Raw genomic sequence first — 24,923 nt, forward strand, 5'->3', positions numbered from 1 at the left:
TGGCTCGCAAGCTCCCAGAAAACCGATCAAATCAATATCGACTCTGGACGTTCGCCAAATCACGATCTCCCTCCAATGCCTTGCCGCACTTGCCTCGCCTATCTTATGCAGGGCCGACTACGATAGCGTTTCGATGCAGGACATATCGTCGAGCGCCGCCGGGCGGGTTCGCCGCGTCACGCGTTCGACGCATCACGCCGGCGGGCGAGACTTCGAGATGCAAAAAGAAGCATGAGCGATCCGTTTCGACGATCGTCGGCGCCACAGTGAATGGCGCGCCTCGAATGCGCGGATATATTCGTATTCGAATGCGCGTTAAATCGATTCGACCAAGCGACAAGAAACCGATCGATCCAGATTAATCGATTCCGCGCAACCGGATCGAATACGGATGATGTCGAATGACGGATTCGGAAAAATCCGGTTTCGGCAAATGCCGCGGCATGTCCGGATGCCGCGGCCGCACATTGCTTACTGCTTGCCGCTTATTTCACGGTGAACTTGTAGCTGCCCTGCGTGCGATGGCCGTCGGTCGCGACCGCAACCCACTTGACCGTATACGCGCCCGCCTGCAGCGGCTTGAGCGCGACCGACATGCGCTTGCGATCGGATGCGTCGACGACCGCCTTCGCGGCCGCGGCCGGCGCGCCCGCCGCGTCGACGACGACGATCGAGCTGAACGCCGGCTCGAGCGTTTCGGTGAAGTCGATCGACACGGCCTGCGGTGCGGCGACCGCGGCGTTCGCGGGCGGATCGGTCTTTTCGGGTTTCGCGTGCGCGAACGCGACGCTCGACAGCGCGAGCGCGAGCGCGGCGGCAAGGCCGCGCCGCGCGACGGAAGTCATCGTGATTGTCATCGGATACCTTCGTTCGAACGGAGAGTTGCGGTCGCGCCGAGCGCGGCCGCGCGGCCCCGAGCTTACCAGCCCCGGCGTGCGCTTGCGCTCGGGCGCGCCGCGACTGTCTACCCGATCCGCGTTTGATACGCTTGGTACAATGCGCGCGCCATGGATCTCGAAAGCATTCTGTTTACGCAAGGCTTCGGGTCGCGCCGCCAGTGCCGCGCGCTCGTCGAAGCAGGACGCGTCGCCGTCGGCGGCGCGACGTGCACCGACGCGCACGCGTCGTTCGACACCGCCCGCCTCGCGTTCGAAGTCGACGGCGTCGCGTGGCCGTACCACGCACGCGCGTACGTCGTGCTCAACAAACCGGCGGGCTACGAGTGCTCGCGCGAGCCGCAGCATCATTCGAGCGTCTTCCGCCTGCTGCCGCCGCAGTTCGCCGAGCGCGGCGTCCAGTGCGTCGGCCGACTCGATCAGGACACGACGGGCCTCCTGCTGCTGTCCGACGACGGCCAGTTCGTCCACGCGTACACGTCGCCGAAGCGCAAGGTGCCGAAGACCTATGTCGCGACGGTGCGCCACCCGCTCGACGACGCGCTGCTCGACGCGCTGCGCGCGGGCGTGCTGCTGCACGGCGAGCCGAAGCCGATCGCCGCGGTCGCCGCGCACGCCCGAGGAGAACGACTCCTCGAAATGACGGTCGCCGAAGGGAAATATCACCAGGTGAAGCGGATGGTCGCGGCGGCGAGCAACCGCGTCGAGGCGCTGCATCGCGCGAGCATCGGCGGCTTCACGCTGCCGGCGGATCTCGCCGAAGGCGCGTGGCGCTGGCTCGACGAATGCGATCTGGCCGCATTGCGCGACACGGCGAAAACCCTGTCAGGGTAAGCCCGAACGGCTGCTGCACGGCCATCCGAATCATGCTGCTTCGCAGCATGGCACTGTCATCAAGCCCCGCTATACTCGAAACAAAATCACAATGCGTTCCGGGTTTGGGGGACATCATGACCATCAGCAATCCGATTGAAATTTCGTCCGTGATACTCGCGTTCGCGGCGCTCGGCGCAATCATGATCGGCGGGCTGCTCACCGCGATGCATCTGAAGCGCAAATATCATCCGAGCCTGATCGGCGCGCTGATCGGCGCGCTGCTGTGCTTCCTGCTGATCGAGGCGCTGCCGGCGATCACTTGATCGGGCGCGGCGCGGCCGCGGTGCGCAGGAAATCGTCGACGGTCGGATAGCGCAGCGTGACGCGCAATTCGCGCTTCATCCTCGCGTTCGCGAGCCGTCGCGACTCGCGCATGAACGACAGCAGCATCGGCTCGAGCTGTCGCTCCGCCTCGGCACGTGTGATGCGCGGCGGGTTGCGCATGCCGAATGCGCGCGCGACCAGCTCGAAATAATCCCCCATCTTCAGCTCGGTGTCGTCGCTCGCATGGACGACCCGCGCAGGCTTGCCGCGCGCCGCGGCGCGCAGCAGGATCGACGCGAGATCGTCGGCATGGATATGGTTGGTATAGACGTCGTCGGCCTCGACGAGGGCCGGCGTCCCCTTCTCGAGCCGCGCGAGCGGCAGCCGGTTCGCCGCGTAGATGCCGGGAATCCGCACGATGCGCGCGGACAGCGCGCCGCGCACGGTCGCGCGGCGCAATTGACGCTCGGCCGACACGCGACGTCGGGCGCGCGGATTCGCAGGCCGCACCGGACGCGTTTCGTCAACCCGTGCGCCGCCGCAATCGCCATAGACGCCGCTCGTGCTCGCGTAGACGACGACGGGACGCGACAAGGCGTCGGGTACAATACCCGTTGCCTGAAAAGGCGGCCAGGCCGATCCGGCAGCGGCCCGCCCCGCGCGCAGCCTGCCGTACGCCGGCGCGAGCTGACGCGACGGCCGCCGCGGCGACGCGAGCGCAGCGACGAGCGCCTGCGTTCTGCGGTCGACGTCGCCCGTCGCCTGCGGCGGCGCGAGATGCAGCACGACGCTCGCGATCCGCGCGATCCGCGCGATCCGTGCGAGCGTCGCGCGCTCGTCCAGATCGCCGACGACGGGCACGACGCCCGCCGCCCGCAGTTCGGCGCAACGCGCCCGCCGGCTCGTCAGCGCGACGATGCGCAGGTTCTGGCGCCGCGCGCGCAACTGCGCGGCGCAGCGCATGCCGACGTCGCCGCAGCCGACGATCAATACGCGCGGCCTGCGCAGGATTCGTGTCGCAATCATGGTGTATCGATTGATCCGTAGGAATGCATTGTAGCTGCCGTGTGCGCCTTGCACGGTCCCCACTTTTTGTTCTCAACGACTTATGGCTTTTAACGTAACCCTCAAGCAAAGCGGCCGGCAGTTCCAGGTCGAAGCCGACGAAACCGTGCTCGCGGCGGCGCTGCGTCAGAACGTCCATCTGCCCTACGGCTGCAAGAACGGCGCGTGCGGCTCGTGCAAGGGCACGATCGTGCAAGGCCAGTTCGAGCAGGGACCGCACTCCTCGTCGGCGCTGTCGAACGACGAGCGCACGCGCGGCCTCGCGCTGCTGTGCTGCTCGAAGCCGCAGAGCGACCTCGAAGTCGACGTGCGCGAGATCGCGGGCGTCGACGGCGTCCAGGTGAAGAAGCTGCCGTGCCGCGTCGCGGCGCTCGAGCGCCGCGCGGACGACGTGATCGTGCTGAGGCTGCAGCTACCGGCGAACGAGCGCCTGCAGTATCTCGCCGGCCAGTACATCGAATTCATCCTGAAGGACGGCACGCGCCGCAGCTACTCGATGGCGACCGCGCCGCACGACGAAGGCCCGATCGAGCTGCACATCCGCCACATGGCGGGCGGCAAGTTCACCGACCACGTGTTCGGCGCGATGAAGGAGCGCGACATCCTGCGCTTCGAAGGCCCGCTCGGCACGTTCTTCCTGCGCGAGGATTCGGACAAGCCGATCGTGCTGCTCGCGTCCGGCACGGGCTTCGCGCCGATCAAGGCGATCATCGAGCACGCGCATCATCTGAAGCTCGGGCGCCCGATGACGCTCTACTGGGGCGCGCGCCGCAAGAAGGATCTGTATCTGCTCGACATCGCCGAGCAATGGGCGAAGGAGATCCCGAACTTCGAGTTCGTGCCGGTGCTCTCCGAGCCCGACGCGAGCGACGCCTGGACGGGCCGCACGGGCTTCGTGCACCGCGCGGTGATCGAGGATCTGCCGGATCTGTCCGGCTACCAGGTGTACGCGTGCGGCGCGCCGGTGATGGTCGAATCCGCGCAGCGCGACTTCACGCAGCACCACAGCCTGCCCGCCGACGAGTTCTATGCGGACTCGTTTACGAGCGCCGCAGACCTCGCCCACGCCGTCTGAGCGCCGCGCGGCCTCGGGAAAAAACCGACGCGACACCGAATTGTCGCGTCGCAGCGGTTTACTCGAGGCCGCATGATGCCTTATGCTTGCGCACATGAACCGCTTCCAGTCCGCCCTCCGACGTCGCCGCTCGCCGCTCCGCACGGATGCCGCCGGCTCGTCACGGACTCGCGCGTAACCGCTTCCCCGTTACGCAAAAGCTGTTCGAACCACCAAGCCACGGCATCCCGTGGCTTTTTTTATTGTCTTTTCGCCGACCTCCCCCTGGAGCTTGCCGCCATGCCGCTGAACGACTACCCGATCGACTCGCTGATGTACATCACGAACCGCCCCGACATCGTGTTTACGCACGGCAAGGGCTCGTGGCTCTACGACCACACCGGCAAGCGCTACCTGGACTTCATCCAGGGTTGGGCGGTCAACTGCCTCGGCCATTGCAACGACGGCCTCGTCCAGGCGCTGCAGGCACAGGCGGAAAAGCTGCTGAACCCGTCGCCCGCGTTCTACAACGAGCCGATGGCGAAGCTCGCGAGCCTGCTCACGCAGCACAGCGTGTTCGACAAGGTGTTCTTCGCGAACAGCGGCGCGGAAGCGAACGAAGGCGCGATCAAGCTCGCACGCAAATGGGGCCGCAAATTCAAGAACGGCGCGTACGAGATCATCACGTTCGACCACAGCTTCCACGGCCGCACGCTCGCGACGATGTCCGCGAGCGGCAAGGCCGGATGGGACACGATCTACGCGCCGCAGGTGCCGGGCTTCCCGAAGGCCGAGATCAACAACATCAACTCGGTCGAGAAGCTGATCAGCGACAAGACCGTCGCCGTGATGCTCGAGCCGATCCAGGGCGAAGGCGGCGTGATCCCGGCGTCGAACGAGTTCATGCAGCAGTTGCGCGCGCTGACGAAGCAGCACGATCTCCTCCTCATCGTCGACGAAGTGCAGAGCGGCTGCGGCCGCGCGGGCACGCTGTTCGCATACGAGCTCGCGAACATCGAGCCGGACATCATGACGCTCGGCAAGGGCATCGGCGGCGGCGCGCCGCTCGCGGCGCTGCTGTCGAAGGCGGACGTCGCGGTGTTCGAGGCGGGCGACCAGGGCGGCACCTACAACGGCAACCCGCTGATGACGGCCGCCGGCTACGCGGTGATCTCGCAGCTCGTCGCGCCGGGCTTTCTCGAAGGCGTGCGCGCGCGCGGCGAATACCTGAAGCGCAAGCTGCTCGAGCTGTCGGAAGAGCGCGGCTTCGGGGGCGAGCGCGGCGAAGGCCTGTTGCGCGCGCTGCTGCTCGGCAAGGACATCGGCCCGCAGATCGTCGAGAAGGCGCGCGACATGCAGCCGGACGGCCTGCTGCTGAACGCCGCGCGTCCGAACCTGCTGCGCTTCATGCCGGCGCTCAACGTGACGAACGAAGAGATCGACCAGATGATGGCGATGCTGCGTTCGGTGCTCGACTCGCTCTGATCGCACATGTCGACCACGCTCGTTGCCGACGACGTCGCGATCCGGCCGTTCGAGCACGGCGACACCGATGCCGTGCTTGCCGTGTGGCGCGACGCATTTCCCGCGTACTCCGACACGAGCACGCCGCATCGCGATCCGCGACGCTCGATCGCGCTCAAGCTCGCGACGCAGCCGGAGCTGTTCTTCGTCGCGATCGCCCGCGGGCGCGTCGCCGGGACCGTGATGGCCGGCTACGACGGCCACCGCGGCTGGCTGTATTCGCTCGCCGTCGAGCGCGACGCGCGGCGGCTCGGCATCGGCCGCGCGCTGCTCGCGCATGCGGAAGCGGCGCTCGCCGCGCTCGGCTGCCCGAAAGTGAACCTGCAGGTGCTGCCCGGCAACGACGACGCGTGCCGATTCTACGAAGCGCTCGGCTATAGCGCGGAAGAGCGGATCTCGTTCGGCAAGCGGCTCGCGCCGGATTGAGGCTGAGAACGAGAGCGCCGCGCGGGACTGCGCGGCGCGCCCCGCCCTCTTCCGGCCGCCACGACGCGTGCGGCTCCGAGCGGATGCCCCGGTTCACGTGATTCCCCATCGGCACGCCGGCTGACACGCCGCCGCGCTAGCGCTCGCCCCTTCGCGCCGCCTGCGACTCGCTACGAAATCGGCCCCGCGCCCGGCAACGGGTTGCCGAGGCTGTCGGTCGGCACCGCCTGCTGCTCGAACGCGGCGAAATACGCGGCCCACTGCTCGCCGCCGAGATCGACGAGCAGCGCGCCGTCCTGCCACACGTCGTTGTGGTCGTTCGCGTCGTCGCCCGCCTGATGCAGAAAATGCGGGCCGGTCGATCCCTGGTTCATGTGCGTGTCGTGAATCCCGTTGCCTTCGACGTACGTGCGCCCGAACACGTACAGATCGAGATTCTGCTGATGCGCGGCGTCGACGAGCCGCAACACCGACGGAATCGGTTCCGGATGCTCGGTGCCGTCCATCACGTCGCTGACCCGCCACGCCCCCGTTTCGCTCAGGACGTCGCTGCGCACGTAATCGAGCGCCGGCAGCGCATCGCCGTTCGTCAGGTCGACGTAGCCTTCCGCGGCGGCGGCGAGTGTCCGCGTGACCGGATGATGAAAATCGTAGACGAGCTTGTACTTGAGCAAGTCGTCCGCGTCGTTGGTGCCGACATTGATCGCGACGTCCCAGTCGCCGTCGGGCAACGCGAGCGTCAGGTGGACGTGATACTGCGTCTCGTTCGCGCGCCTCGCCGCCTTCAGACCCGCGACCGCTTTGATCTTCGCTTTCACGAAACCGTAATCGAGGCTCATATGCGTCTCCGTTCGATGGTGGCCCGCACATTGTGCCCGAGCTGCGTGTCGGTTTTCGATATGCCGATCGGCGAACGCCGCACGTCGCGCATCGGGGCCTCGGCCAGGCACGAAAGCGTCGACATCGCACGTCGCTTCGACGCCGCACTCGGCGGCACGCCATCGCACGCCGTCGCACTCGGCCGCCACGCCCCCGATGCACGCGCCGCCACGCCGCCGCACAAAACAAAAAGCCGCCACGGCGAACCGTGACGGCTTCCTGAAAGCCGCGCCGCGCGACTCAGCGCGCGGCGAGCGTCCGATCGGGCTTACTCGCCCAGATACGCGGCGCGCACCTTCGGATCGTCGAGCATCTGCTTCGCGTCGCCTTCCATCGTGACCGTGCCCGAATCCATCACGTAGCCGCGGTCGGCCGCCTGCAGCGCGAGACGCGCGTTCTGCTCGACGAGCAGCACCGTGATGCCCTCCTTCGAGACCGTGCGCACCACTTCGAAGATCTTCTCGACCATGATCGGCGACAGGCCCATCGACGGCTCGTCGAGCAGCAGCAGCTTCGGCTTGGAGAGGATCGCGCGCGCCATCGCGAGCATCTGCTGCTCGCCGCCCGACAGCGTGCCCGCGAGCTGCGTCGCCCGCTCCTTCAGGCGCGGGAAGAAACCGAACATCCGGTCGACGTCCTTCTTGATCCCTTCCTTGTCGTTGCGCAGATACGCGCCCATCTGCATGTTCTCGACGATCGACATCCGCGCGAAGATCCCGCGGCCTTCCGGCACCATCGCGAGGCCGCGCTTCAGGAGCTCGTGCGGCGGCACGCCCTTGATCGACTGCCCGTCGTACTCGATGTCGCCCGCCGAATACGGCTTGAGACCCGTGATCGCCTTCATCGTCGTCGTCTTGCCCGCGCCGTTCGCGCCGATCAGCGTGACGAGCTCGCCCTGGCGGACTTCCATGTCAACGCCCTTGACGGCCTGGATGCCGCCGTAGTTGACCTGCAAGCCCTTGATTTTCAACATTGCCGCTGCCATCAGTGCACCCCTGCGCCGAGATATGCCTCAATCACCTTCGGGTTCTTCTGCACGTCCTGCGGCAGACCCTCGGCGATCACCTTGCCGTAATCGAGCACCGTCATGCGGTTGCACAAGTGCATCACGAGCTTCACGTCGTGCTCGATCAGCAGGATCGTGCGGCCGTCCGAGCGGATCTTGTCGAGCAGGCGCGTGAGCTCGACCTTCTCGGTCGCGTTCATGCCCGCCGCCGGCTCGTCGAGTGCGAGCAGCTTCGGATCGGTCGCGAGCGCGCGCGCGATTTCCAGCCGGCGCTGATGGCCGTACGACAGATTGCGCGCGGTGTAGTCGGCGTACTGCAGCACGCCGACGTAGTCGAGCAGCTCGATCGCGCGCTCCTTGATCTCGCGCTCTTCCCTGCGCTCGGCGGGCGTCTGGAACACCGCGCCCAGGAGACCGTGCTTCGTGCGCACGTGGCGCCCGACCATGACGTTCTCGAGCGCCGTCATCCCGCCGAACAGGCGGATGTTCTGGAACGTGCGCGCGATGCCCGCCTTCGCGACCTGGTGGACCGCGGTCGGCGTGTACGTGTCGCCGTCGAGCCGGAACTCGCCGGAATCGGGCGTGTAGAGCCCCGTGATCACGTTGAAGAACGTGGTCTTGCCCGCGCCGTTCGGGCCGATCAGACCGTAGATCTGCCCTTCCTTGATCTCGAGCCCGACGTCGGACAGGGCCTGCAGGCCGCCGAAGCGCTTGTTCACGCCTTTGACGGACAGTCGAATTTGTTCGCTCATTGCAATGTTCTCCTGCATGCCGTTCGTTACGCGCGCGCCGGCTTCTTGCCGCGCTTCGCCAGTTTTGCGATTCGGTCCTCGTGCTTCGGCGCGGGCCAGATGCCTTCCGAGCGGTACAGCATGATGAGCACCATCGCGAGACCGTACAGGCCCTGGCGAATCACTTCCGTATCGATGACGTCATGGCCGAACAGCATGTGCTGCAGCGGGCTCATCGTCGAGCGCAGGAATTCGGGAAACACCGCGAGCAGCACGGCGCCGAGGATCACGCCCGGAATGTGGCCCATGCCGCCCAGCACGACGCAGGCCAGCACGACGACCGATTCCCAGAACGTGAACGATTCCGGCGATACGAAGCCCTGGAACGCGCCGAACATCGCGCCCGACAGGCCGCCGAACGACGCGCCCATCGCGAACGCGAGCAGCTTCACGTTGCGGGTGTTGATGCCCATCGCCTTCGCGGCGATCTCGTCTTCGCGGATCGCGGCCCATGCGCGGCCGATCCGCGAGTGCTGCAGGCGCGTGCAGACCCAGATCACGAGCAGCGCGCAGAGCACGAACAGGTAGTAGTACATGTAGACCGACGGCAGCGAGAAGCCGAAGATCTCGTGCGTCTGCGACAGGTTGAAGCCCGCGACCGTGACGGGATCGATGCCGGTGATCCCCTGCGGCCCGTTCGTCACGTTGACCGGTCGGTCGAGGTTGTTCATGAAGATCCGGACGATCTCGCCGAAGCCAAGCGTGACGATCGCGAGGTAGTCGCCGCGCAGACGCAGCGTCGGCGCGCCGAGCAGGATGCCGAAGAACGCCGCGAACGCCATCGCGATCGGTACGATCAGGAAGAACGGCACGTGCAGGCCGCCCGGCACCAATTGCGCGATCCAGTCGAAGTGCGACGTCAGGTGCGGCGAGCTCAGGAGCGCCGCGGTGTATGCGCCCACCGCGTAGAACGCGATGTAGCCCAGGTCGAGCAGGCCTGCGAAGCCGACGACGACGTTCAGACCCAGCGCGAGCATCACGTACAGCATCGCGAAGTCGAGCACGCGCACCCAGTAGTTGCCGCCCGCCGCGCCGATGAGGAGCGGCGCCGCGACGACGAGCGCCGCGGTCAGCACGCCGACGGTGACGGTCTTCGCGGTATGGCGCTCTTCGACGAGCGAAGCAGACGTTTCGATCGGTTGAATGGATGTCATGTTGTTCTCCTTACGCGCGATCGGCGACACGTTCGCCCAACAGGCCCGACGGCCGGAACACCAGCACGATGATGAGCACGATGAACGCGAACACGTCCTGGTAGTTGCTGCCGAACACCCCGCCCGTCAGATTGCCGATGTAGCCCGCGCCCAACTGCTCGATGAGGCCGAGCAGCACGCCGCCCACCATCGCGCCGCCCAGGTTGCCGATCCCGCCCAGCACCGCCGCCGTGAACGCCTTCATGCCGGGGATGAAGCCCATGTAGAAGTGCACGTTGCCGTATTCGGAAGCGATCATCACGCCCGCGAGCGCGGCGAGCGCCGAGCCGATCATGAAGGTCGCCGAAATCACGAAGTTCGGATTCACGCCCATCAGGCTCGCCGTGTTCGGGTTCTCGGCGATCGCGCGCATCGCGCGGCCGAGCTTCGTCTTGTGCACGAGCAGCAGCAGGCCCGCCATCACGAGGAACGCGACGATGATGATCGCGATCTCGGTCATCGAAATCACCGCGCCCGGATTGTTCTCGCCCGCCTTGATCACGTTGATCGGATCGGTCGGCAGCAGTTGCGGGAACGGCAGCGGATTGCGCGACCAGATCATCATGGCGGCCGTCTGCAGCAGGATCGACACGCCGATCGCGGTGATGAGCGGCGCGAGACGCGGCGCCCGGCGCAGCGGCCGGTATGCGACGCGCTCGATCGTGAAGCCGACGCATGCGCAGACGATCGCCGCGATCCCGAGCCCGATCGCGAGCGTCGCGACGTGGCCAAGACCGGGGAAGTGGTTCTGCAGCACCGTGATCGCGGAAAGCGCGACCATCGCGCCCACCATCAGCACGTCGCCGTGCGCGAAGTTGATGATGCCGAGAATGCCGTACACCATCGTATAGCCCAACGCGATGATGGCGTAGACACTGCCGAGCACCAGTCCGTTGAGGATCTGCTGGACGAAAATATCCATTTAAAGCTCCTTGGCCCGTGCCGCCGGATGAGCGCTCCGCCACGCGGATAAGCGATGGAATCGCGCCAACTCGACGACACTGCGGGTACCTGATCAATACCGGTAAGGTGATGTCGGCCCGGCGCGGACGGTGCGGACTGTGCGACCGCGCGTCTTGCCGGGACGGATACGAAAACGGCACCGCACTGAAGCTTCGGTGCCGTCGCGAGTCCCGTCTGTAATTCACGACTTGAGGACGGTGTGCTTGGCCTCCTTGAAGTCGTAGAGCGTCCATGCGCCGGCCTTCGCGTCGTCGATGCGGCCGCGCGCGACATCGGCCGCCGCCTCGCGGGCGGGCGCCGGCATCGGATGCGGCACGTCGAATGCTCCGCTCGGGTTGGCGCGCCTCGTGGTGTCGGCGGTCGCGCGCACTGCGTCGTTTGCGATCGGCGCACGTCCGGACGACGCCGCCGCGCAAACGACGGCCGTCCGTCGCGCGACCGGGTCGCCCGGCGCGCCGATGCCGACGGATACGACGACGTCGGTGCGCGCGCGCTTGATCTGAGTCGGCATCGCGGCGAAATTCGCCGCAGAACGCCCGGCCCCGGCGGCGGGCACGTCGCTCGGGGAGGCCGTCGGGGCCGCCTCGGCCTGCGCCGCCGCCCCGCCGTCGCGTCCGTCGGCGGCCGCGGCGAAAAGCGCAACCGCAGCGTCGACGGGCCCGGCGTAAACCAACTTCAGATGCATCAAATAAGGTCTCCAGCGCCTTGCCAAAACCATGTTTCAAAGGCCATCGGGCCTGAAAACGGGCGCATTGTAACTCTATTTATAGGACGACCAATATTCCTGATTCGACAGGGTTTTCCTGCATTGCAACCTTTTTTGAGCACGCCATTTCAGACGATATTGCAACCCGGTTGCACCGTCACAGTGCCGAATGGTTGCTCCATGGGAAAATTCGCCCAAAATAAAAGCGCGCCCCAAGGCGCGCTTTTTGCAATCTGACGGAAACGAAACCGGCGATCAGGTCGCGGGCGACAGATTCAAGCCGCGCGGCAATGGGAACGACACGTTCTCCTCGATGCCCTCGAGCGCGCGCACGTTGGTCACGCCGAGCTCGCGCAAACGCGCGATCACCGCTTGTGCGAGCACCTCGGGCGCCGATGCGCCCGCCGTCACGCCGATTCGACGCTTGCCGGCAACCCAGGCCGGATCGATCTGCTCGGGCGCGTCCACCATGTAGGCGGCGACGCCGCGCTTCTCGGCGACTTCGCGCAAGCGGCTCGAATTCGAGCTATTCGGGCTGCCGACGACGATCACGACGTCGCACTGCGGCGCCATGAACTTCACCGCATCCTGACGGTTCTGCGTCGCGTAGCAGATGTCCTGCTTCTTCGGCTCGCGGATCGCGGGGAATTTCGTCTTGAGCGCGCCGATGATCTCGGCCGCGTCGTCGACCGACAGCGTCGTCTGCGTGACGAGCGCGACGCGCTCCGGATCGGGCAGCTCGAGCTTCCGCACGTCTTCGACGCTCTCGACGAGATGCATCCCGCGCTCCACCTGGCCCATCGTGCCTTCGACTTCCGGGTGCCCCTTGTGGCCGATCATCACGATGTCGACGCCTTCCTGGCGCATCTTCGCGACCTCGACGTGCACCTTCGTGACGAGCGGACACGTTGCGTCATAGATACGCAGGCCGCGCACGGCCGCCTCGTCGCGCACCGCCTTCGACACGCCGTGCGCACTGAAGATCACCGTGTTGCCGGACGGCACTTCCGCGAGTTCCTCGACGAAGATCGCCCCCTTCTTCTTCAGATCCTCGACGACGTACTTGTTGTGCACGATCTCGTGGCGCACGTAGATCGGCGCGCCGTGCATCGCGATCGCGCGCTCGACGATCTCGATCGCGCGATCGACGCCCGCGCAGAAACCGCGCGGCTGAGCGAGCAGAATCTCGGCGTCGGCCGCGGCGACCTGACCGGACAGCGTATCGGTGGAGCTCATGATTACAGAATCCCGATGATTTTCACTTCGAACGCGAGCGCCTGGCCCGCGAGCGGATGATTGAAATCGAAGAGCGCGGACGTCTCGCCGATCTCCTTCAGCACGCCCGCGTAGCGCCCGCCGTCCGGCGCGTTGAATTCGATCAGGTCGCCCGGCGCGAAATCATCGCCGACCATGCCGTTGTCCCGCAGCGTCGCGAGCGACACGCGCTGGATCATGTCCGGATTGCGCGGCCCGAACGCTTGCTCGGGCGTTAGCCGGAAAGTCGAATGGTGGCCCGCCTTGAGGCCGATCAGAATGTCTTCCAGCGACGGCGCAAGCTGTCCCGCGCCGAGCAGGAGCGTGGCGGGCTTGTCGGAGAACGTGTTGACGATGTCGGCGCCGTCGGCAAGGGCGAGCCGGTAATGAAGCGTGACGTGCGAACCGGGCTTCACTTCTGCAAGGTCGATGAGGCTCATGTGGTACTCGTTCAATCGGCGCCCGAAAACGACGGGCGGCACTACGCAAAGGCCCTATTGTAAGTCACCTCGGCGATCGAGGCTGAATGCGGACGTGATTCGCCTTGCGAGCACGCAGGATATTGGAGGTCAACAGCATGCAATACGAGACTCTTGCAGTCGGCGAGAACGTCGACGACGAGCCCGCGCGCGATCGGCTCGCCCCGCCGCCGGCCGCCCCGCCGGCCCCGGCCCCGGCCCCAGCCGCAACGCCCGCGCCGCCCGCCGCCGCGGCGCACCGCGGGCGCGACCTGCCGCGCGAACGCCTGCTTGCGCGCGGGCCCGCCGCGCTGTCGGACGCGGAGCTCGTCGCGCTCCTGCTCGGTTCGGGCCTGCCCGGCCACGACGTGTTCGCGCTCGCGCACACGCTGCTCGCGCGCTTCGGCTCGCTGCGCGCACTCCTCGACGCGGCGCCCGACGACTTCAAGGGCCTGCGCGGGATCGGCCCCGCGCGCACCGCGATCCTGGTCGCGGTCGTCGAGCTGGCGCGCCGCGCGCTCGCCGAGAAGGCTCGCGAGCGGCCGCTCGTCGATTCGCCGGGCGCGGTCGAGGATTATCTGCGGCTGCTGATCGGCACGCGGCAGCACGAAGTGTTCGTATGCCTCTTCCTCGATGCCCGGCATCGGCTGCTGCGGACGGAGGAAACCGCGCACGGGTCGCTCACGCGGATGGCCGTCTATCCGCGCGAAATCGTGCGGCGCGCCCTGTCGCTGAATGCGGCGGCGCTCATCGTCGCGCATAATCATCCGTCGGGCGCGGTGCGGCCGAGCGCCGCGGATCGGCGCTTGACGCGCGTGCTGCGCGACGCGCTCGCGCTCATCGACGTGCGATTGATGGACCATTTCGTCGTCGGCGCAAACGATACGTTTTCTTTCGCGCAGGCGGGCTGGATCTAGCGTGCCGCCTGCCCCGCGCCTCGGGCCCGCCCGGCACCGCGCCGCCAGGCGCCGACGCCGTGCGATTCCCCCGTGCGAAATTAGGTTTGATTTTCCTGAAGTTTTTCTGTTAGAATCGCCGTCTGTCTTTTTTCCAACCAGTTCTGAAGCCGCTGAAGCGGTCTCGTGGCCTTGTCGATCAAGGATCAACCACGGATCGGAGGCGCTTTTCCTGGCACGGCCGAGACTTACGTGGTCGCGCAAAGAAGAGAACCTTCACCGGCGATCGAACCCCGAATTCAGCGTATTAGGAGTGCTCTCATGGCACGCGTATGCCAAGTAACTGGGAAAGCGCCGATGAGCGGCAACAACGTTTCCCACGCCAACAACAAGACGAAGCGTCGCTTCCTGCCGAATCTGCAAAACCGCCGGTTCTGGGTTGAAAGCGAAAACCGTTGGGTGCGTCTGCGCGTTTCGAACGCCGGCCTGCGCCTGATCGACAAGAACGGCATCGATTCCGTGCTCGCCGACCTGCGCGCACGCGGCGAAGCCTAAGTCCAAGGAGCACTAACATGGCGAAAGGCGCACGCGACAAGATCAAGCTCGAGTCGACCGCAGGCACGGGTCACTTCTATACGACCACGAAGAACAAGCGCAACATGCCGGAAAAGATGGAGATCATGAAGTTCGATCCCGTCGCCCGCAAGCATGTGGCGTACAAAGAAACCAAGATCAAGTAATTCTCCGGTTTCAAAGAGCCTGACGACGACGAAAAGCCCCGCAATCGCGGGGCTTTTCGCGTTGGCGGGCGTACACCCTCTTCTTCGACGCGGTATGCTCTGCCCTTTCCGCCCGCATTGCGCGCGGTGGAAAAGATAAGACAAAACGCGCAAGAAACGGAGATGCAGATGAATTTCGATGTGGCGATCGTCGGCAGCGGCCTCGCCGGTTTGTCGGTCGCGCTCAATCTCGCACAAACGCGACGCGTCGCACTGGTCGCGAAGCGGTCGATGATGGAGGGCGCGAGCGACTACGCGCAAGGCGGCATCGCCGCGGTGCTCGATTCGGCGGACAGCGTCGAGAATCACGTGAACGACACGCTGATCGCGGGCGGCGGCTTGTGCGACGAAGCCGCGACGCGCTACATCGTCGAGCACGGCCGCGAAGCGATCGAATGGCTGATCTCGCAAGGCGTGCCGTTTACGAAGGACGACGCCGCGGAGCTCGGCTTCCACCTGACCCGCGAAGGCGGCCACAGCCATCGCCGCATCATTCATGCGGCCGACGCGACGGGCCACGCCGTGCTCGCGACGCTTTCCGAGCGCGCCCGCACGCACCCGAACATCACGTTCTTCGAGGATCACCACGCGATCGACCTCATCACGTCCGATCGCCTCGGACTGCCCGGACTACCGGGCCGGCGCTGCGTCGGCCTCTACGCGCTCGACGTACAGACCGGCCAAACGGTGACGATCGAGGCGCCGCACACGGTGCTCGCGACGGGCGGCGCCGGCAAAGTCTATCTGTACACGACGAACCCGGACACCGCGACGGGCGACGGCATTGCGATGGCGTGGCGCGCGGGCTGCCGGATCGCGAACATGGAGTTCATCCAGTTCCATCCGACCTGCCTGTTCCACCCGTACGCGAAGTCGTTCCTCATTTCCGAGGCGGTGCGCGGCGAAGGCGGCATCCTCAAGCTGCCGGACGGCACCCGCTTCATGCCCGCGCACGATCCGCGCGCCGAGCTCGCGCCGCGCGACATCGTCGCGCGCGCGATCGACTTCGAGATCAAGAAGCGCGGGATCGACTGCGTGTATCTCGACATCAGCCACCAGCCCGAAGCGTTCCTGCGCGAGCACTTCCCGACGATCTTCGCGCGCTGCCTCGAGTTCGGCATCGACATCTCGAAGGCGCCGATCCCGGTCGTGCCGGCCGCGCACTACACGTGCGGCGGCGTTGTCACGGATCTCGCCGGACGCACCGACATCGCGGGCCTCTATGCGGTCGGCGAGACGTCGTGCACGGGCCTGCACGGCGCGAACCGCCTCGCGAGCAATTCGCTCCTCGAATGCCTCGTGATCGGCCGCGCGGCCGCCGACGCGATCGAGAGCGCCGGCTACGATTCGGCGACGCACGGCCCGCTGCCCGCATGGGACGAGAGCCGCGTGGCGGACGCGGACGAGGAAGTGGTCGTCGCGCACAACTGGGACGAGCTGCGCCGCCTGATGTGGAACTACGTCGGCATCGTGCGCACCGACAAGCGCCTCGAGCGCGCGCAGCACCGCCTGAAGCTGTTGCGCGACGAGATCCACGAGTACTACGCGCACTTCCGCGTGAGCCGCGATCTGCTCGAGCTGCGCAATCTCGTCGACGTCGCGTCGCTGATCGTCGACAGCGCACGGGCGCGCCACGAAAGCCGCGGCCTGCACTACAGCCGCGACTGGCCGCAGGCATTGCCGAAGGCGCTACCGACCGTGCTCACGCCGGTGCGGCGCGCATCGAAATGAAGCCCGGATGATGCGCGCCGAAAACGGCGCGCAATAGGCAAAAGGGCCGCCGGCGCATTGCTCCTCGCCGGCGGCCCTTTTATTCAGCCCGGCCGCGGCGCGCCCGACGATCCGGACGCGCGCGGCCGCGACATCATTCGACAATGCGCATCGAATAATCGGTCGCGCGCACGTCCTTCGTCAGCGCGCCGATCGAGATCCGGTCGACGCCCGTGTCCGCGATCGCACGCACCGTGTCGAAGTTCACGCCGCCCGACACCTCGAGCACCGCGCGGCCTTCCGTGATGCGCACCGCGTCGCGCATCATGTCGAGCGTGAAATTGTCGAGCAGCACCGACTGCGCGCCGTGCGCAAGCGCCGTACGCAGCTGCTCGAGCGTTTCGACCTCGATCTGCACCGGCACGTCGGCATTCAGCGCGAACGCCGCGTCGAGCGCCTCGCCGACGCCGCCCGCCGCCGCGATGTGATTTTCCTTGATCAGGATGCCGGCATAGAGCGCGAGCCGCTGGTTCGCGCCGCCGCCGACGCGCACCGCGTACTTCTGCGCGAGCCGCAGGCCCGGCAGCGTCTTGCGCGTGTCGAGGATGCGCGTGCGCGTATCCCCGATCCGGTCGACGTAGCGGCGCGTCGCAGTCGCAATGCCCGACAGCAGCTGCAGGAAATTGAGCGCGTTGCGCTCGGCCGTCAACAGCGACCGCGCGGCGCCGCGCAATTCGCAAACGGTCGAGTCGGCCGTCATCCGATCGCCTTCGCGATAGCGCCAGTCGACTTCGATCGACGGATCGACCGCGCGCACCACCGCGACGAACCACGGCACGCCGCACAGCACGGCCGCCTCGCGCACGATCACGCGCGCGCGGCGCGGTGCGCCGTCCGGCACGAGGCGCCCGGTCTGATCGCCGCTGCCGACATCCTCGGCAAGCGCATCGGCGACATTACGCGCGATCGCCGCTTCGAATGCGGCGCCGTATTCGCGCGAGATCTCGGCGAAGAGCGGCGACACTGCGTCGTTCGTCATGCCGCCCCCACGTTCGCGAAGAGTTGCTGATCGCGCTGCAGGTCGCCGCTCGCCTGCACGCGCTTCCTGTGGCGCGCCGCGAAATCGAGCATCCGGTCGATCGGCACGCGCGCACGCTCGGCGACCGGCGCGTCGACGAAGATCTCGTGGTGGCCGCGCTCGAGCACCTCGGCCAGATTCGACAGCGCGTTCATCGCCATCCACGGACAATGCGCGCAGCTCTTGCACGTCGCGCTGTTGCCGGCCGTCGGCGCCTCGATGAAGGTCTTGCCGGGCGCCGCGAGCCGCATCTTGTGCAGGATGCCGAGATCGGTCGCGACGATGAAGCGCTGCGCATCGAGCTTCACGGCCGCGTCGATGAGCTGCGTCGTCGAGCCGACAACGTCCGCGAGCGCGACGACGCTCTCGGGCGACTCGGGATGCACGAGGATCTTCGCGTCCGGATACTCGGCGCGCAGCAGATCGAGCTCAATGCCCTTGAACTCGTCGTGGACGAGGCACGAGCCCTGCCACATCAGCATGTCGGCGCCCGTCTTCTTCTGGATGTAGCCGCCGAGGTGACGGTCCGGCGCCCAGATGAGCTTCTCGCCGCGCGCATGCAGATCGGCGACAATCTCGAGGCCGATCGACGACGTGACCATCCAGTCGGCGCGCGCCTTCACCGCGGCGCTCGTATTCGCGTAGACGACGACCGTGCGATTCGGATGCGCGTCGCAGAACTGCGAGAACTCGTCGACCGGGCAGCCGAGATCGAGCGAGCACGTCGCGTCGAGGTCGGGCATCAGCACGCGCTTGTCCGGGCTCAAGATCTTCGCCGTCTCCCCCATGAAGCGCACGCCGGCGACGACGAGCGTCTGCGCGTCGTGATCGCGGCCGAAGCGTGCCATTTCGAGCGAATCGGCGACGCAGCCGCCCGTCTCGTCCGCGAGCTCCTGCAGATCCGCGTCGACGTAATAGTGCGCGACCAGCACGGCCTTCTCGCGCGCGAGCAAGGCCTTGATCCGCGCCTTCAGCGCGTCGCGCTCGCCGGCGGCGAGCGGCTCGGGCACCTTCGCCCACGCCTCGCCGACGCCGCAGGCCGCCCCTGCCGCGAGCGGGCGGTCGTACTCGACGGGTTTGATCGCCGATTGCATCTTCATCTCCTATCGACCGGCGTTGGCGCTTTCGCGCTCACTCCGGTTCTATGCAAAGCTCAGCCCTGCTAACAGGCCGGCATCGCCAAACGGCCGGCCCAAAAGAAAAAACCCCGCCAGCGCGGGGTTTGTGACGTCCTGAAATTCTAATCGATTTCGGCTCGGACGACTCAGGCGTAGCGGCGCAGGCGCGTCGCGAACTCTTGCAGCGCCTTGATGCCGCTTTGCTCGGCGCGATGGCACCAGTCCTGCAGCTGCGCGAGCAACTGTTCGCGCGACGCGTTCGAACGCTCCCAGATCGCGGCAAGTTCGGCGCGCAGCTGGAAGAACGTGTGCAGCTTCTGGCTGTTCGCGAAGATCTCCGGCAGCATCCGCTTCTGCGGCTCGTCGAGGCCCGCCTCGTCCTTGTGGAACCACTTGCGCGCGCCGCGCATCAGTTGGTACTTCTCGCGCGCGCCGAGCTCCTTCAGATGCGCGAGCTCCTGCTTGTACGCGCGCTTGAGCGTCTTCGCGTAGCGCGCCATCACCTCGTAGCGGTTCGACAGCACGGCCTGCAGCGTTTCCTGGTCGAGCACGGTCTTGCGCGCGGCGAGGCGCGGCGTCGGCGCGATCTTCTTCACCTTCGCGAGCCCGAACGCCGACATGATGCGGATATACATCCAGCCGATGTCGAACTCGTACCACTTGTTCGACAGCTTCGCCGACGTGGCGAACGTGTGGTGGTTGTTGTGCAGCTCCTCGCCGCCGATCACGATGCCCCACGGAAACAGGTTCGTGCTCGCGTCGGCCGCGTTGAAGTTGCGATAGCCCCAGAAGTGGCCGAGGCCGTTGACGACGCCCGCCGCCCAGAACGGAATCCACACCATCTGGACCGCCCACACGGTGAGGCCGACGAGGCCGAACAGCGCGACGTCGACCACCATCATCACGCTCACGCCGAGAATCGGATACTTCGAGTAGAGATTGCGCTCGAGCCAGTCGTTCGGCGTGCCGTGGCCGTACTTGCGCATCGTCTCTTCGTTCTTCGCTTCCGCGCGATACAGCTCGGCGCCTTCGAGCAGCACCTTCCAGATGCCGCGCGTCTGCGGGCTGTGCGGATCTTCCTCGGTCTCGCACTTCGCGTGGTGCTTGCGGTGGATCGCCGCCCACTGGCCCGTCAGCATGCCTGTCGTCATCCACAGCCAGAAACGGAAGAAGTGGCTCACGATCGGATGCAGATCGAGCGCGCGGTGCGCCTGGCAGCGGTGCAGATAGACGGTCACGCCGACGATCGTCACGTGCGTGACGGCGAGCGTGAACAGCACGATCTGCCACCACGTGAAGCGCAGAAGCCCGTTGGCAAAGAAATCGAGCAGGGAATTCAACAAGGCAGTTACCTGTGCAAGTAGTAAGGACGCCGGCTCAAATAACCTGCGTCAAGAAAATGAAAGCATACCGCGTAGTAGGACGGGATTTTACTGCATCCGTTCCAAGTCTTTGTAAAAAATGAATATTTCTTGCGGCAGTGCAATACGCACGCGGGCGTATTCGGGCTGAGCGGGGCGCGGCGGCGCCCTGCCCGCTACGCGTCCTGCCGCGTCCGCTCGGCCGCGAAGCCGTTTGCGCCGGCCGCGGGCGCGATGCCGTCCGGCAGCCCGATCACGCGAACTTCGCGCTGCGGAAACGGGATCGAAATCCCGTGTGCGACAAAAAGCCGCCAGATGTTCCGGTTGACCGTCGAGCGCACGCCCGCCGTCCCCTTCGCCGCGTCGGCAATCCAGAAACCGAGTTCGAGATCGATGCCGTCCGCGCCGAAGCCGACGAGATACGGCGTCGGCGCCGGCTCCTCGAGCACGCGCTCGACGCCCTGCACCGCCTCGACGAGCAACGACATCGCGTGCTCGACGTCCGACGTGTACGCCACCTGCACCGCGACCTTCGCATAGCCGCGCGTCAGGTACGACGACTGGTTCTGCACGACGTCGGTGATGAGCTTCTCGTTCGGAATCAGCGTCTCGTTGCCGTCGAGGCCGCGCACGACCGTGTAGCGCGTGCGGATCTGCGTGACGACGCCCTGCAGGCCGCCGACGTTGATCGCGTCGCCGAGCCTGAGCGACCGGTCGAGCAGGATGATGAAGCCCGACACGTAATTGCTCGCGATCTTCTGCAGGCCGAAGCCGAGCCCGACGCCGAGCGCGCCGCCGAACACGCCGAGCACCGTCACGTCGATCCCGACGAGCGACAGGCCGATCAGCACCGCTGCGAAGATGAGCAGCGCGCGGCCGACGCGCGCGAGCACGACCCGCAGGTTCGCATCGAGCGAGCGCGCGCGCATCAGCCGCTCTTCGAGCACCGAGCCGAGCCACATCGCGACGACGAGCGTCACGCAGATCCACAACGCGCCCGACACCACCGACAAGAGCGTCAGGCGCGCGTTCGCGACGCGAAACTGGACGCTGTCGAGCCATGCGAGCACGTCGCGCTGGATGCCGAGCACCGTGAGCGCCATCGCGGCCCACACGACGATCGACACGATCTTCTCGACGATCGACAGCCACGCGTGCGTGTGGCCGTCGCGCGCGAACACGCGGCGCGCGACGAAGAACAGGATGTAGATGAGGCCGATGCCGAAGAGCGGCACGAGCGCGAGCTGCAGGAGCGACGTCGGCATCAATTCGTCGAACGCCGTCTCCGCGAGCCACATGAACGCGCCGCCGACGAGCGGAAACAGCGCGCGGTTCAGGCTCAGCGCGCCCGGCCCGGGCGGGCGGCCGGCCGCGCGGCGGCGCGCGTCGATCCGGCCGCGCAGAAAGCGCGCGACGAGCCACGCGAGCGCGAGCGAGCCGAGGAACGCGACCGCCTGCCAGATCATCGCCGGCTGGCCGAAGTCGTGGGCGACCGCCGCGAGCCGCCGGGTCAGGTGATTCGTGATCATGCGCGAACCCGCCCGCTATTGCGCACGCCGCTCGAGGACCGCGGCGAAGAAGCCGTCGGTCGCGTGGCGGTGCGGCCAGAGCGACAGGTAGTCGCCCGTGTCGAGCGCGATCCGCTGCTCGGCGAGCAAGCGGTTCGCCGGCACGAGCGCGAACTCCGGATGCGCGGCGAGGAATTCGGACACGATCGCCTCGTTCTCCGCTTCGAGCACGCTGCAGGTCGCGTAGACGAGCCGTCCGCCCTTCTTCACGAGGCGCGCGGCGCTCGCGAGGATCGACGCCTGCTTCGGCGCGAGCTCGGCGACCGACTCGCGCGACTGGCGCCACTTCAGGTCCGGATTGCGGCGCAGCGTGCCGAGGCCGCTGCACGGCGCATCGACGAGCACGCGGTCGATCTTGCCCGCGAGCCGCTTGATCTTCGCGTCGTGCTCGCTGTCGATCAGCACCGGGTTCACGTTCGACAGCCCGCTGCGCGCGAGGCGCGGCTTCAGCTTCGCGAGACGCTTCTCGGACACGTCGAACGCATACAGGCGGCCCGTCGAGCGCATCATCGCGCCGAGCGCGAGCGTCTTGCCGCCCGCGCCCGCGCAGAAATCGACGACCATCTCGCCGCGCCGCGGCGCGACGAGCGAGCACAGCAGCTGGCTGCCCTCGTCCTGGACTTCGATCTGCCCCTCCTCGAACAGCTTGAGCTTCGTGAGCGCCGGCTTGCCGACGACGCGCACGCCGAACGGCGCGAACGGCGTCGCGCCCGCGTCGATGCCCGCCGCGCGCAGGCCGTCGATGACCTGGTCGCGCGTCGCCTTCAGCGCGTTCGCGCGCAGATCGAGCGGCGCCGGATAATTGACGGCGGCGGCGAACTGCGCGAGCTCATCCGCGCTGACACGCTCGGCAAGCGCCTGATGAATCCAGTCGGGCAGGTTCGTGCGCACGCGCAGCGGCAGGCTCGCCGGATCGATTTTCGCGACGTGGTCGAGCCACGCCCACTCGGCGTCCGTCACGAACGGCTTGAGCGCCGAGCGGCCGGCCGTCTGCATCAGGCCGAGCAGCGCGAGGCGCCGCGCAGGCGCGCCCGTGCCGCTCTCGGCGAGGTGCGCGTATTCCATCTTCCGCCGCAGCACCGCGAACACCGCCTCGGCGATCACGCCGCGCTCGGCGTGGCCGAGCTTCGGATGCGCGCGGAAGAAGCGGCTCGTCGTGACGTCGGCCGGGCCGACGAATTTCAGGACCTCGGCGAGCAGCGCCTCGGTCTGGCCAATCAGGAAACCGTGCAGCTTCATACGCCCTCGCTCGTCGATGTGTCGATTGCATCCGCGAACAGCCAGCGCGCCTCGTCGGGCGCGACGACCGCGCGCCCCGCTTCGAGGCGCAGCTTCCCTTCGACGAACCAGCGCACCGCGCGCGGATACAGCACGTGCTCGGCCGCGAGCACGCGCGCGGCGAGCGCGCCGGCGTCGTCGCCCGCGACGACGGGCACGGCCGCTTGAGCCACGATCGCGCCGCTGTCGAGCTCCGGAATCACGAAGTGGACGGATGCGCCGTGCAGCGCGACGCCCGCGTCGAGCGCCTGCTGGTGCGTATGGATGCCCTTGAAGCTCGGCAGCAGCGACGGATGGATGTTGAGCATCCGGCCCTCATATCTGGCGACGAAGGCCGGCGTGAGAATGCGCATGAAGCCGGCGAGCACGATGAGATCGGGGCCGAAACGGTCGATCTCGGCGGCGAGCGCCGCGTCGAAGCTGTCGCGGCCGTCGAATGCGCGATGGTCGACGACGGCGGTCGCGATGCCGTGCGACGCCGCGAATTCGAGGCCCGCGGCGCCCGGCCGGCTGGAAATCACGGCGGCGACCTCGGCAGGCCAGCCCTCGCGCGCGCAAGCGCGTACGATGGCCTCCATGTTGCTGCCGCGGCCGGAAATCAGGATGACGAGTTTTTTCATCCGCGGATTTTACCATTCGGCCCTGCCGTTTCCGGCATCCTGAGCCGCCCGGCCGCCCGAGCGTTTATAATCTTTTGCTTTGCGGCATCCGGCCGCTCATCCCCCACGCTGCCATCCGCTATCGTGAAAGTCTTTCGCGGCCTGCCCAACGCCGAAAGCCGCGCCCCGTGCGCGCTGACGATCGGCAACTTCGACGGTGTCCATCGCGGCCACCAGGCCCTGCTCGCGCGCGTGCGCGCGGCGGCGGATGCGCGCGGGCTGCCCGTGTGCGTGATGACGTTCGAGCCGCACCCGCGCGAATTCTTCAATCCGGCCGGCGCGCCGCCGCGGATCGCGATGCTGCGCGACAAGCTCGAGGCGCTGCGCGAGCACGGCGTCGACCGCGTGGTCGTCGAGCACTTCAACCACACGTTCGCGAGCCAGTCACCCGAGACGTTCGTCGAGCACACGCTCGTCCACGGGCTGCACACGCGCTGGATCATGGTCGGCGACGATTTCTGCTACGGCGCGAAGCGCGCGGGCAATTTCGCGTCGCTGAAGGCGGCGGGCGAGCGCCACGGCTTCGAGGTCGAGCAGATGGAGACGCTCGCCGACGCCGACGGCGCGCGGATCTCGAGCTCCGGCGTGCGCGCCGCGCTCGCGGCGGGCGATCTCGACGCGGCCGCGCGCGCGCTCGGCCACGGCTACGCGATCAGCGGCCACGTCACGCACGGCCTGAAGCTCGGCCGCGACCTCGGCTTCCCGACGCTGAACCTGCCGATCGCGCACAAGCGCCCGGCGCTGTCCGGCATCTTCGTCGTCCACGTGCACGGCATCGGGCCCGAGCCGCTGCCGGGCGTCGCGAGCTTGGGCGTGCGGCCGACCGTCGACGATTCGGGCCGTGTGCTGCTCGAAGTGCATCTGCTCGACTGGCACGGCGACGCGTATGGCAAACTCGTTCGCGTCGAGTTCCTGAAGAAGCTGCGCGACGAGGCGAAATTCGTCGATCTCGAGACGCTCGCGCGCGCGATCGCGCAGGACGTCGTCGACACGCGCGCGTACTTCGCCGCGCACGGCCGCGCGCCGGGCAGCCGCGCGACCGGCTTCGCGACGTCGGCCACCGACCGAATTAGCTGATCGACGCCGCGCCCGCGCCGGGCGCGCCGTCCGCCGCGCCGCCC

The 24,923-nt window shown here is 67.1% G+C and carries 27 protein-coding genes; 11 read left to right on the forward strand and 16 right to left on the reverse strand.

Annotated features, from left to right (window positions below; genetic code table 11):
• Positions 1-485: 485 nt before the first annotated feature.
• Positions 486-857, reverse strand: a complete 372-nt coding sequence (gene copC / locus BG90_RS03410) for a copper homeostasis periplasmic binding protein CopC (RefSeq protein ID WP_010114298.1) — start codon at positions 855-857, stop codon at positions 486-488.
• A 150-nt stretch (positions 858-1,007) separates the two neighbouring features.
• Here copC and BG90_RS03415 point away from each other — a divergent pair, with 150 nt between their 5' ends.
• Both BG90_RS03415 and BG90_RS03420 read left to right on the forward strand, forming a co-directional pair.
• The gene (locus tag BG90_RS03415; protein ID WP_010114297.1) at positions 1,008-1,730 is read left to right on the forward strand and encodes a pseudouridine synthase; all 723 of its coding nucleotides are present in this window, start codon (positions 1,008-1,010) and stop codon (positions 1,728-1,730) included.
• Between the two features lie 116 nt (positions 1,731-1,846).
• Positions 1,847-2,035 carry a hypothetical protein gene (locus tag BG90_RS03420; RefSeq protein WP_010102128.1) on the forward strand — a complete coding sequence of 63 codons (189 nt, stop codon included), beginning with the start codon at positions 1,847-1,849 and terminating at the stop codon, positions 2,033-2,035.
• Here BG90_RS03420 and BG90_RS03425 read toward each other — a convergent pair.
• Positions 2,028-3,116: an NAD-dependent epimerase/dehydratase family protein gene (locus BG90_RS03425; RefSeq protein WP_010114296.1), complete on the reverse strand. Its 1,089-nt coding sequence runs from the start codon at positions 3,114-3,116 to the stop codon at positions 2,028-2,030. The two genes, BG90_RS03420 and BG90_RS03425, sit on opposite strands and share 8 nt — an antisense overlap.
• A 28-nt stretch (positions 3,117-3,144) precedes the next feature.
• Here BG90_RS03425 and BG90_RS03430 point away from each other — a divergent pair, with 28 nt between their 5' ends.
• From BG90_RS03430 to BG90_RS03440, 3 genes are all read left to right on the forward strand, one after another.
• Complete coding sequence (locus BG90_RS03430; protein WP_010102126.1) at positions 3,145-4,176, forward strand: CDP-6-deoxy-delta-3,4-glucoseen reductase; 1,032 nt, start codon at positions 3,145-3,147, stop codon at positions 4,174-4,176.
• A gap of 279 nt (positions 4,177-4,455) precedes the next feature.
• A complete protein-coding gene (locus BG90_RS03435; protein ID WP_010102124.1) occupies positions 4,456-5,640 on the forward strand; it encodes an acetylornithine transaminase in 1,185 nt (394 codons plus the stop codon).
• Positions 5,641-5,646: 6 nt separating this feature from the next.
• The gene (locus BG90_RS03440; RefSeq protein WP_010114295.1) at positions 5,647-6,105 is read left to right on the forward strand and encodes a GNAT family acetyltransferase; all 459 of its coding nucleotides are present in this window, start codon (positions 5,647-5,649) and stop codon (positions 6,103-6,105) included.
• A 170-nt stretch (positions 6,106-6,275) separates the two neighbouring features.
• On the opposite strand, the gene BG90_RS03445 is transcribed toward BG90_RS03440, so the two are convergent.
• Positions 6,276-6,944, reverse strand: coding sequence for a DUF2278 family protein (locus BG90_RS03445; protein WP_010102122.1), 669 nt, complete (start codon positions 6,942-6,944; stop codon positions 6,276-6,278).
• On the opposite strand from BG90_RS03445, the gene BG90_RS36075 reads away from it, so the two are divergent.
• On the forward strand, positions 6,945-7,196 hold the full coding sequence (locus tag BG90_RS36075; RefSeq protein WP_157135606.1) for a hypothetical protein: 252 nt from the start codon (positions 6,945-6,947) through the stop codon (positions 7,194-7,196). It abuts the gene before it with no gap.
• 56 nt (positions 7,197-7,252) lie between these two features.
• Here BG90_RS36075 and BG90_RS03455 read toward each other — a convergent pair whose 3' ends face one another.
• The 7 genes from BG90_RS03455 to BG90_RS03485 form a co-directional block, all read right to left on the reverse strand.
• On the reverse strand, positions 7,253-7,969 hold the full coding sequence (locus BG90_RS03455; protein ID WP_025989695.1) for an ABC transporter ATP-binding protein: 717 nt from the start codon (positions 7,967-7,969) through the stop codon (positions 7,253-7,255).
• On the reverse strand, positions 7,969-8,742 hold the full coding sequence (locus BG90_RS03460; RefSeq protein ID WP_010102117.1) for an ABC transporter ATP-binding protein: 774 nt from the start codon (positions 8,740-8,742) through the stop codon (positions 7,969-7,971). The genes BG90_RS03455 and BG90_RS03460 overlap by 1 nt, the downstream gene beginning before the upstream one ends.
• A 26-nt stretch (positions 8,743-8,768) precedes the next feature.
• Positions 8,769-9,935 (reverse strand): ABC transporter permease subunit, encoded by a 1,167-nt coding sequence (locus tag BG90_RS03465; protein ID WP_010102116.1) that lies wholly within the window; start codon positions 9,933-9,935, stop codon positions 8,769-8,771.
• 10 nt (positions 9,936-9,945) lie between these two features.
• Positions 9,946-10,896 carry a branched-chain amino acid ABC transporter permease gene (locus BG90_RS03470; protein WP_010102115.1) on the reverse strand — a complete coding sequence of 317 codons (951 nt, stop codon included), beginning with the start codon at positions 10,894-10,896 and terminating at the stop codon, positions 9,946-9,948.
• Positions 10,897-11,118: 222 nt separating this feature from the next.
• On the reverse strand, positions 11,119-11,622 hold the full coding sequence (locus BG90_RS36385; protein WP_010114292.1) for a hypothetical protein: 504 nt from the start codon (positions 11,620-11,622) through the stop codon (positions 11,119-11,121).
• Positions 11,623-11,898: 276 nt separating this feature from the next.
• Complete coding sequence (ispH, locus tag BG90_RS03480) at positions 11,899-12,879, reverse strand: 4-hydroxy-3-methylbut-2-enyl diphosphate reductase (protein WP_010102112.1); 981 nt, start codon at positions 12,877-12,879, stop codon at positions 11,899-11,901.
• Between the two features lie 2 nt (positions 12,880-12,881).
• Positions 12,882-13,337 (reverse strand): FKBP-type peptidyl-prolyl cis-trans isomerase, encoded by a 456-nt coding sequence (locus BG90_RS03485; protein WP_010102111.1) that lies wholly within the window; start codon positions 13,335-13,337, stop codon positions 12,882-12,884.
• A 137-nt stretch (positions 13,338-13,474) separates the two neighbouring features.
• Between BG90_RS03485 and radC the strand changes: the two genes are divergently transcribed.
• The 4 genes from radC to nadB all read left to right on the forward strand — a co-directional run bounded on the left by radC (position 13,475) and on the right by nadB (position 16,761).
• Positions 13,475-14,272, forward strand: coding sequence for a RadC family protein (radC, locus tag BG90_RS03490; protein ID WP_045568279.1), 798 nt, complete (start codon positions 13,475-13,477; stop codon positions 14,270-14,272).
• Between the two features lie 300 nt (positions 14,273-14,572).
• Entirely contained in the window at positions 14,573-14,806 is a 234-nt protein-coding gene (gene rpmB / locus BG90_RS03495) for a 50S ribosomal protein L28 (protein ID WP_004186391.1), read from the forward strand.
• Between the two features lie 17 nt (positions 14,807-14,823).
• The gene (gene rpmG / locus BG90_RS03500; RefSeq protein WP_004185395.1) at positions 14,824-14,991 is read left to right on the forward strand and encodes a 50S ribosomal protein L33; all 168 of its coding nucleotides are present in this window, start codon (positions 14,824-14,826) and stop codon (positions 14,989-14,991) included.
• Between the two features lie 168 nt (positions 14,992-15,159).
• Complete coding sequence (gene nadB, locus BG90_RS03505) at positions 15,160-16,761, forward strand: L-aspartate oxidase (RefSeq protein ID WP_010114290.1); 1,602 nt, start codon at positions 15,160-15,162, stop codon at positions 16,759-16,761.
• Positions 16,762-16,894: 133 nt separating this feature from the next.
• On the opposite strand, the gene nadC is transcribed toward nadB, so the two are convergent.
• From nadC to purN, 6 genes are all read right to left on the reverse strand, one after another.
• A complete protein-coding gene (gene nadC / locus BG90_RS03510; RefSeq protein ID WP_010102103.1) occupies positions 16,895-17,779 on the reverse strand; it encodes a carboxylating nicotinate-nucleotide diphosphorylase in 885 nt (294 codons plus the stop codon).
• The gene (gene nadA, locus BG90_RS03515) at positions 17,776-18,912 is read right to left on the reverse strand and encodes a quinolinate synthase NadA (protein WP_010102102.1); all 1,137 of its coding nucleotides are present in this window, start codon (positions 18,910-18,912) and stop codon (positions 17,776-17,778) included. Before nadA ends, nadC begins: the two co-directional genes overlap by 4 nt.
• A gap of 170 nt (positions 18,913-19,082) precedes the next feature.
• A complete protein-coding gene (locus tag BG90_RS03520; protein WP_010102100.1) occupies positions 19,083-20,279 on the reverse strand; it encodes a DesA family fatty acid desaturase in 1,197 nt (398 codons plus the stop codon).
• 194 nt (positions 20,280-20,473) lie between these two features.
• Positions 20,474-21,826, reverse strand: coding sequence for a mechanosensitive ion channel family protein (locus tag BG90_RS03525; protein WP_045568049.1), 1,353 nt, complete (start codon positions 21,824-21,826; stop codon positions 20,474-20,476).
• A gap of 15 nt (positions 21,827-21,841) precedes the next feature.
• Positions 21,842-23,104 (reverse strand): RsmB/NOP family class I SAM-dependent RNA methyltransferase, encoded by a 1,263-nt coding sequence (locus BG90_RS03530; RefSeq protein ID WP_010102096.1) that lies wholly within the window; start codon positions 23,102-23,104, stop codon positions 21,842-21,844.
• Positions 23,101-23,763, reverse strand: a complete 663-nt coding sequence (gene purN / locus BG90_RS03535) for a phosphoribosylglycinamide formyltransferase (RefSeq protein ID WP_010114287.1) — start codon at positions 23,761-23,763, stop codon at positions 23,101-23,103. Before purN ends, BG90_RS03530 begins: the two co-directional genes overlap by 4 nt.
• Before the next feature lie 123 nt (positions 23,764-23,886).
• Here purN and BG90_RS03540 point away from each other — a divergent pair, with 123 nt between their 5' ends.
• A complete protein-coding gene (locus BG90_RS03540; RefSeq protein WP_010114286.1) occupies positions 23,887-24,879 on the forward strand; it encodes a bifunctional riboflavin kinase/FAD synthetase in 993 nt (330 codons plus the stop codon).
• The last annotated feature ends 44 nt before the right edge of the window (positions 24,880-24,923 follow it).

The sequence above is a fragment of the Burkholderia oklahomensis C6786 genome (genome assembly GCF_000959365.1).
Classification (GTDB): domain Bacteria; phylum Pseudomonadota; class Gammaproteobacteria; order Burkholderiales; family Burkholderiaceae; genus Burkholderia; species Burkholderia oklahomensis.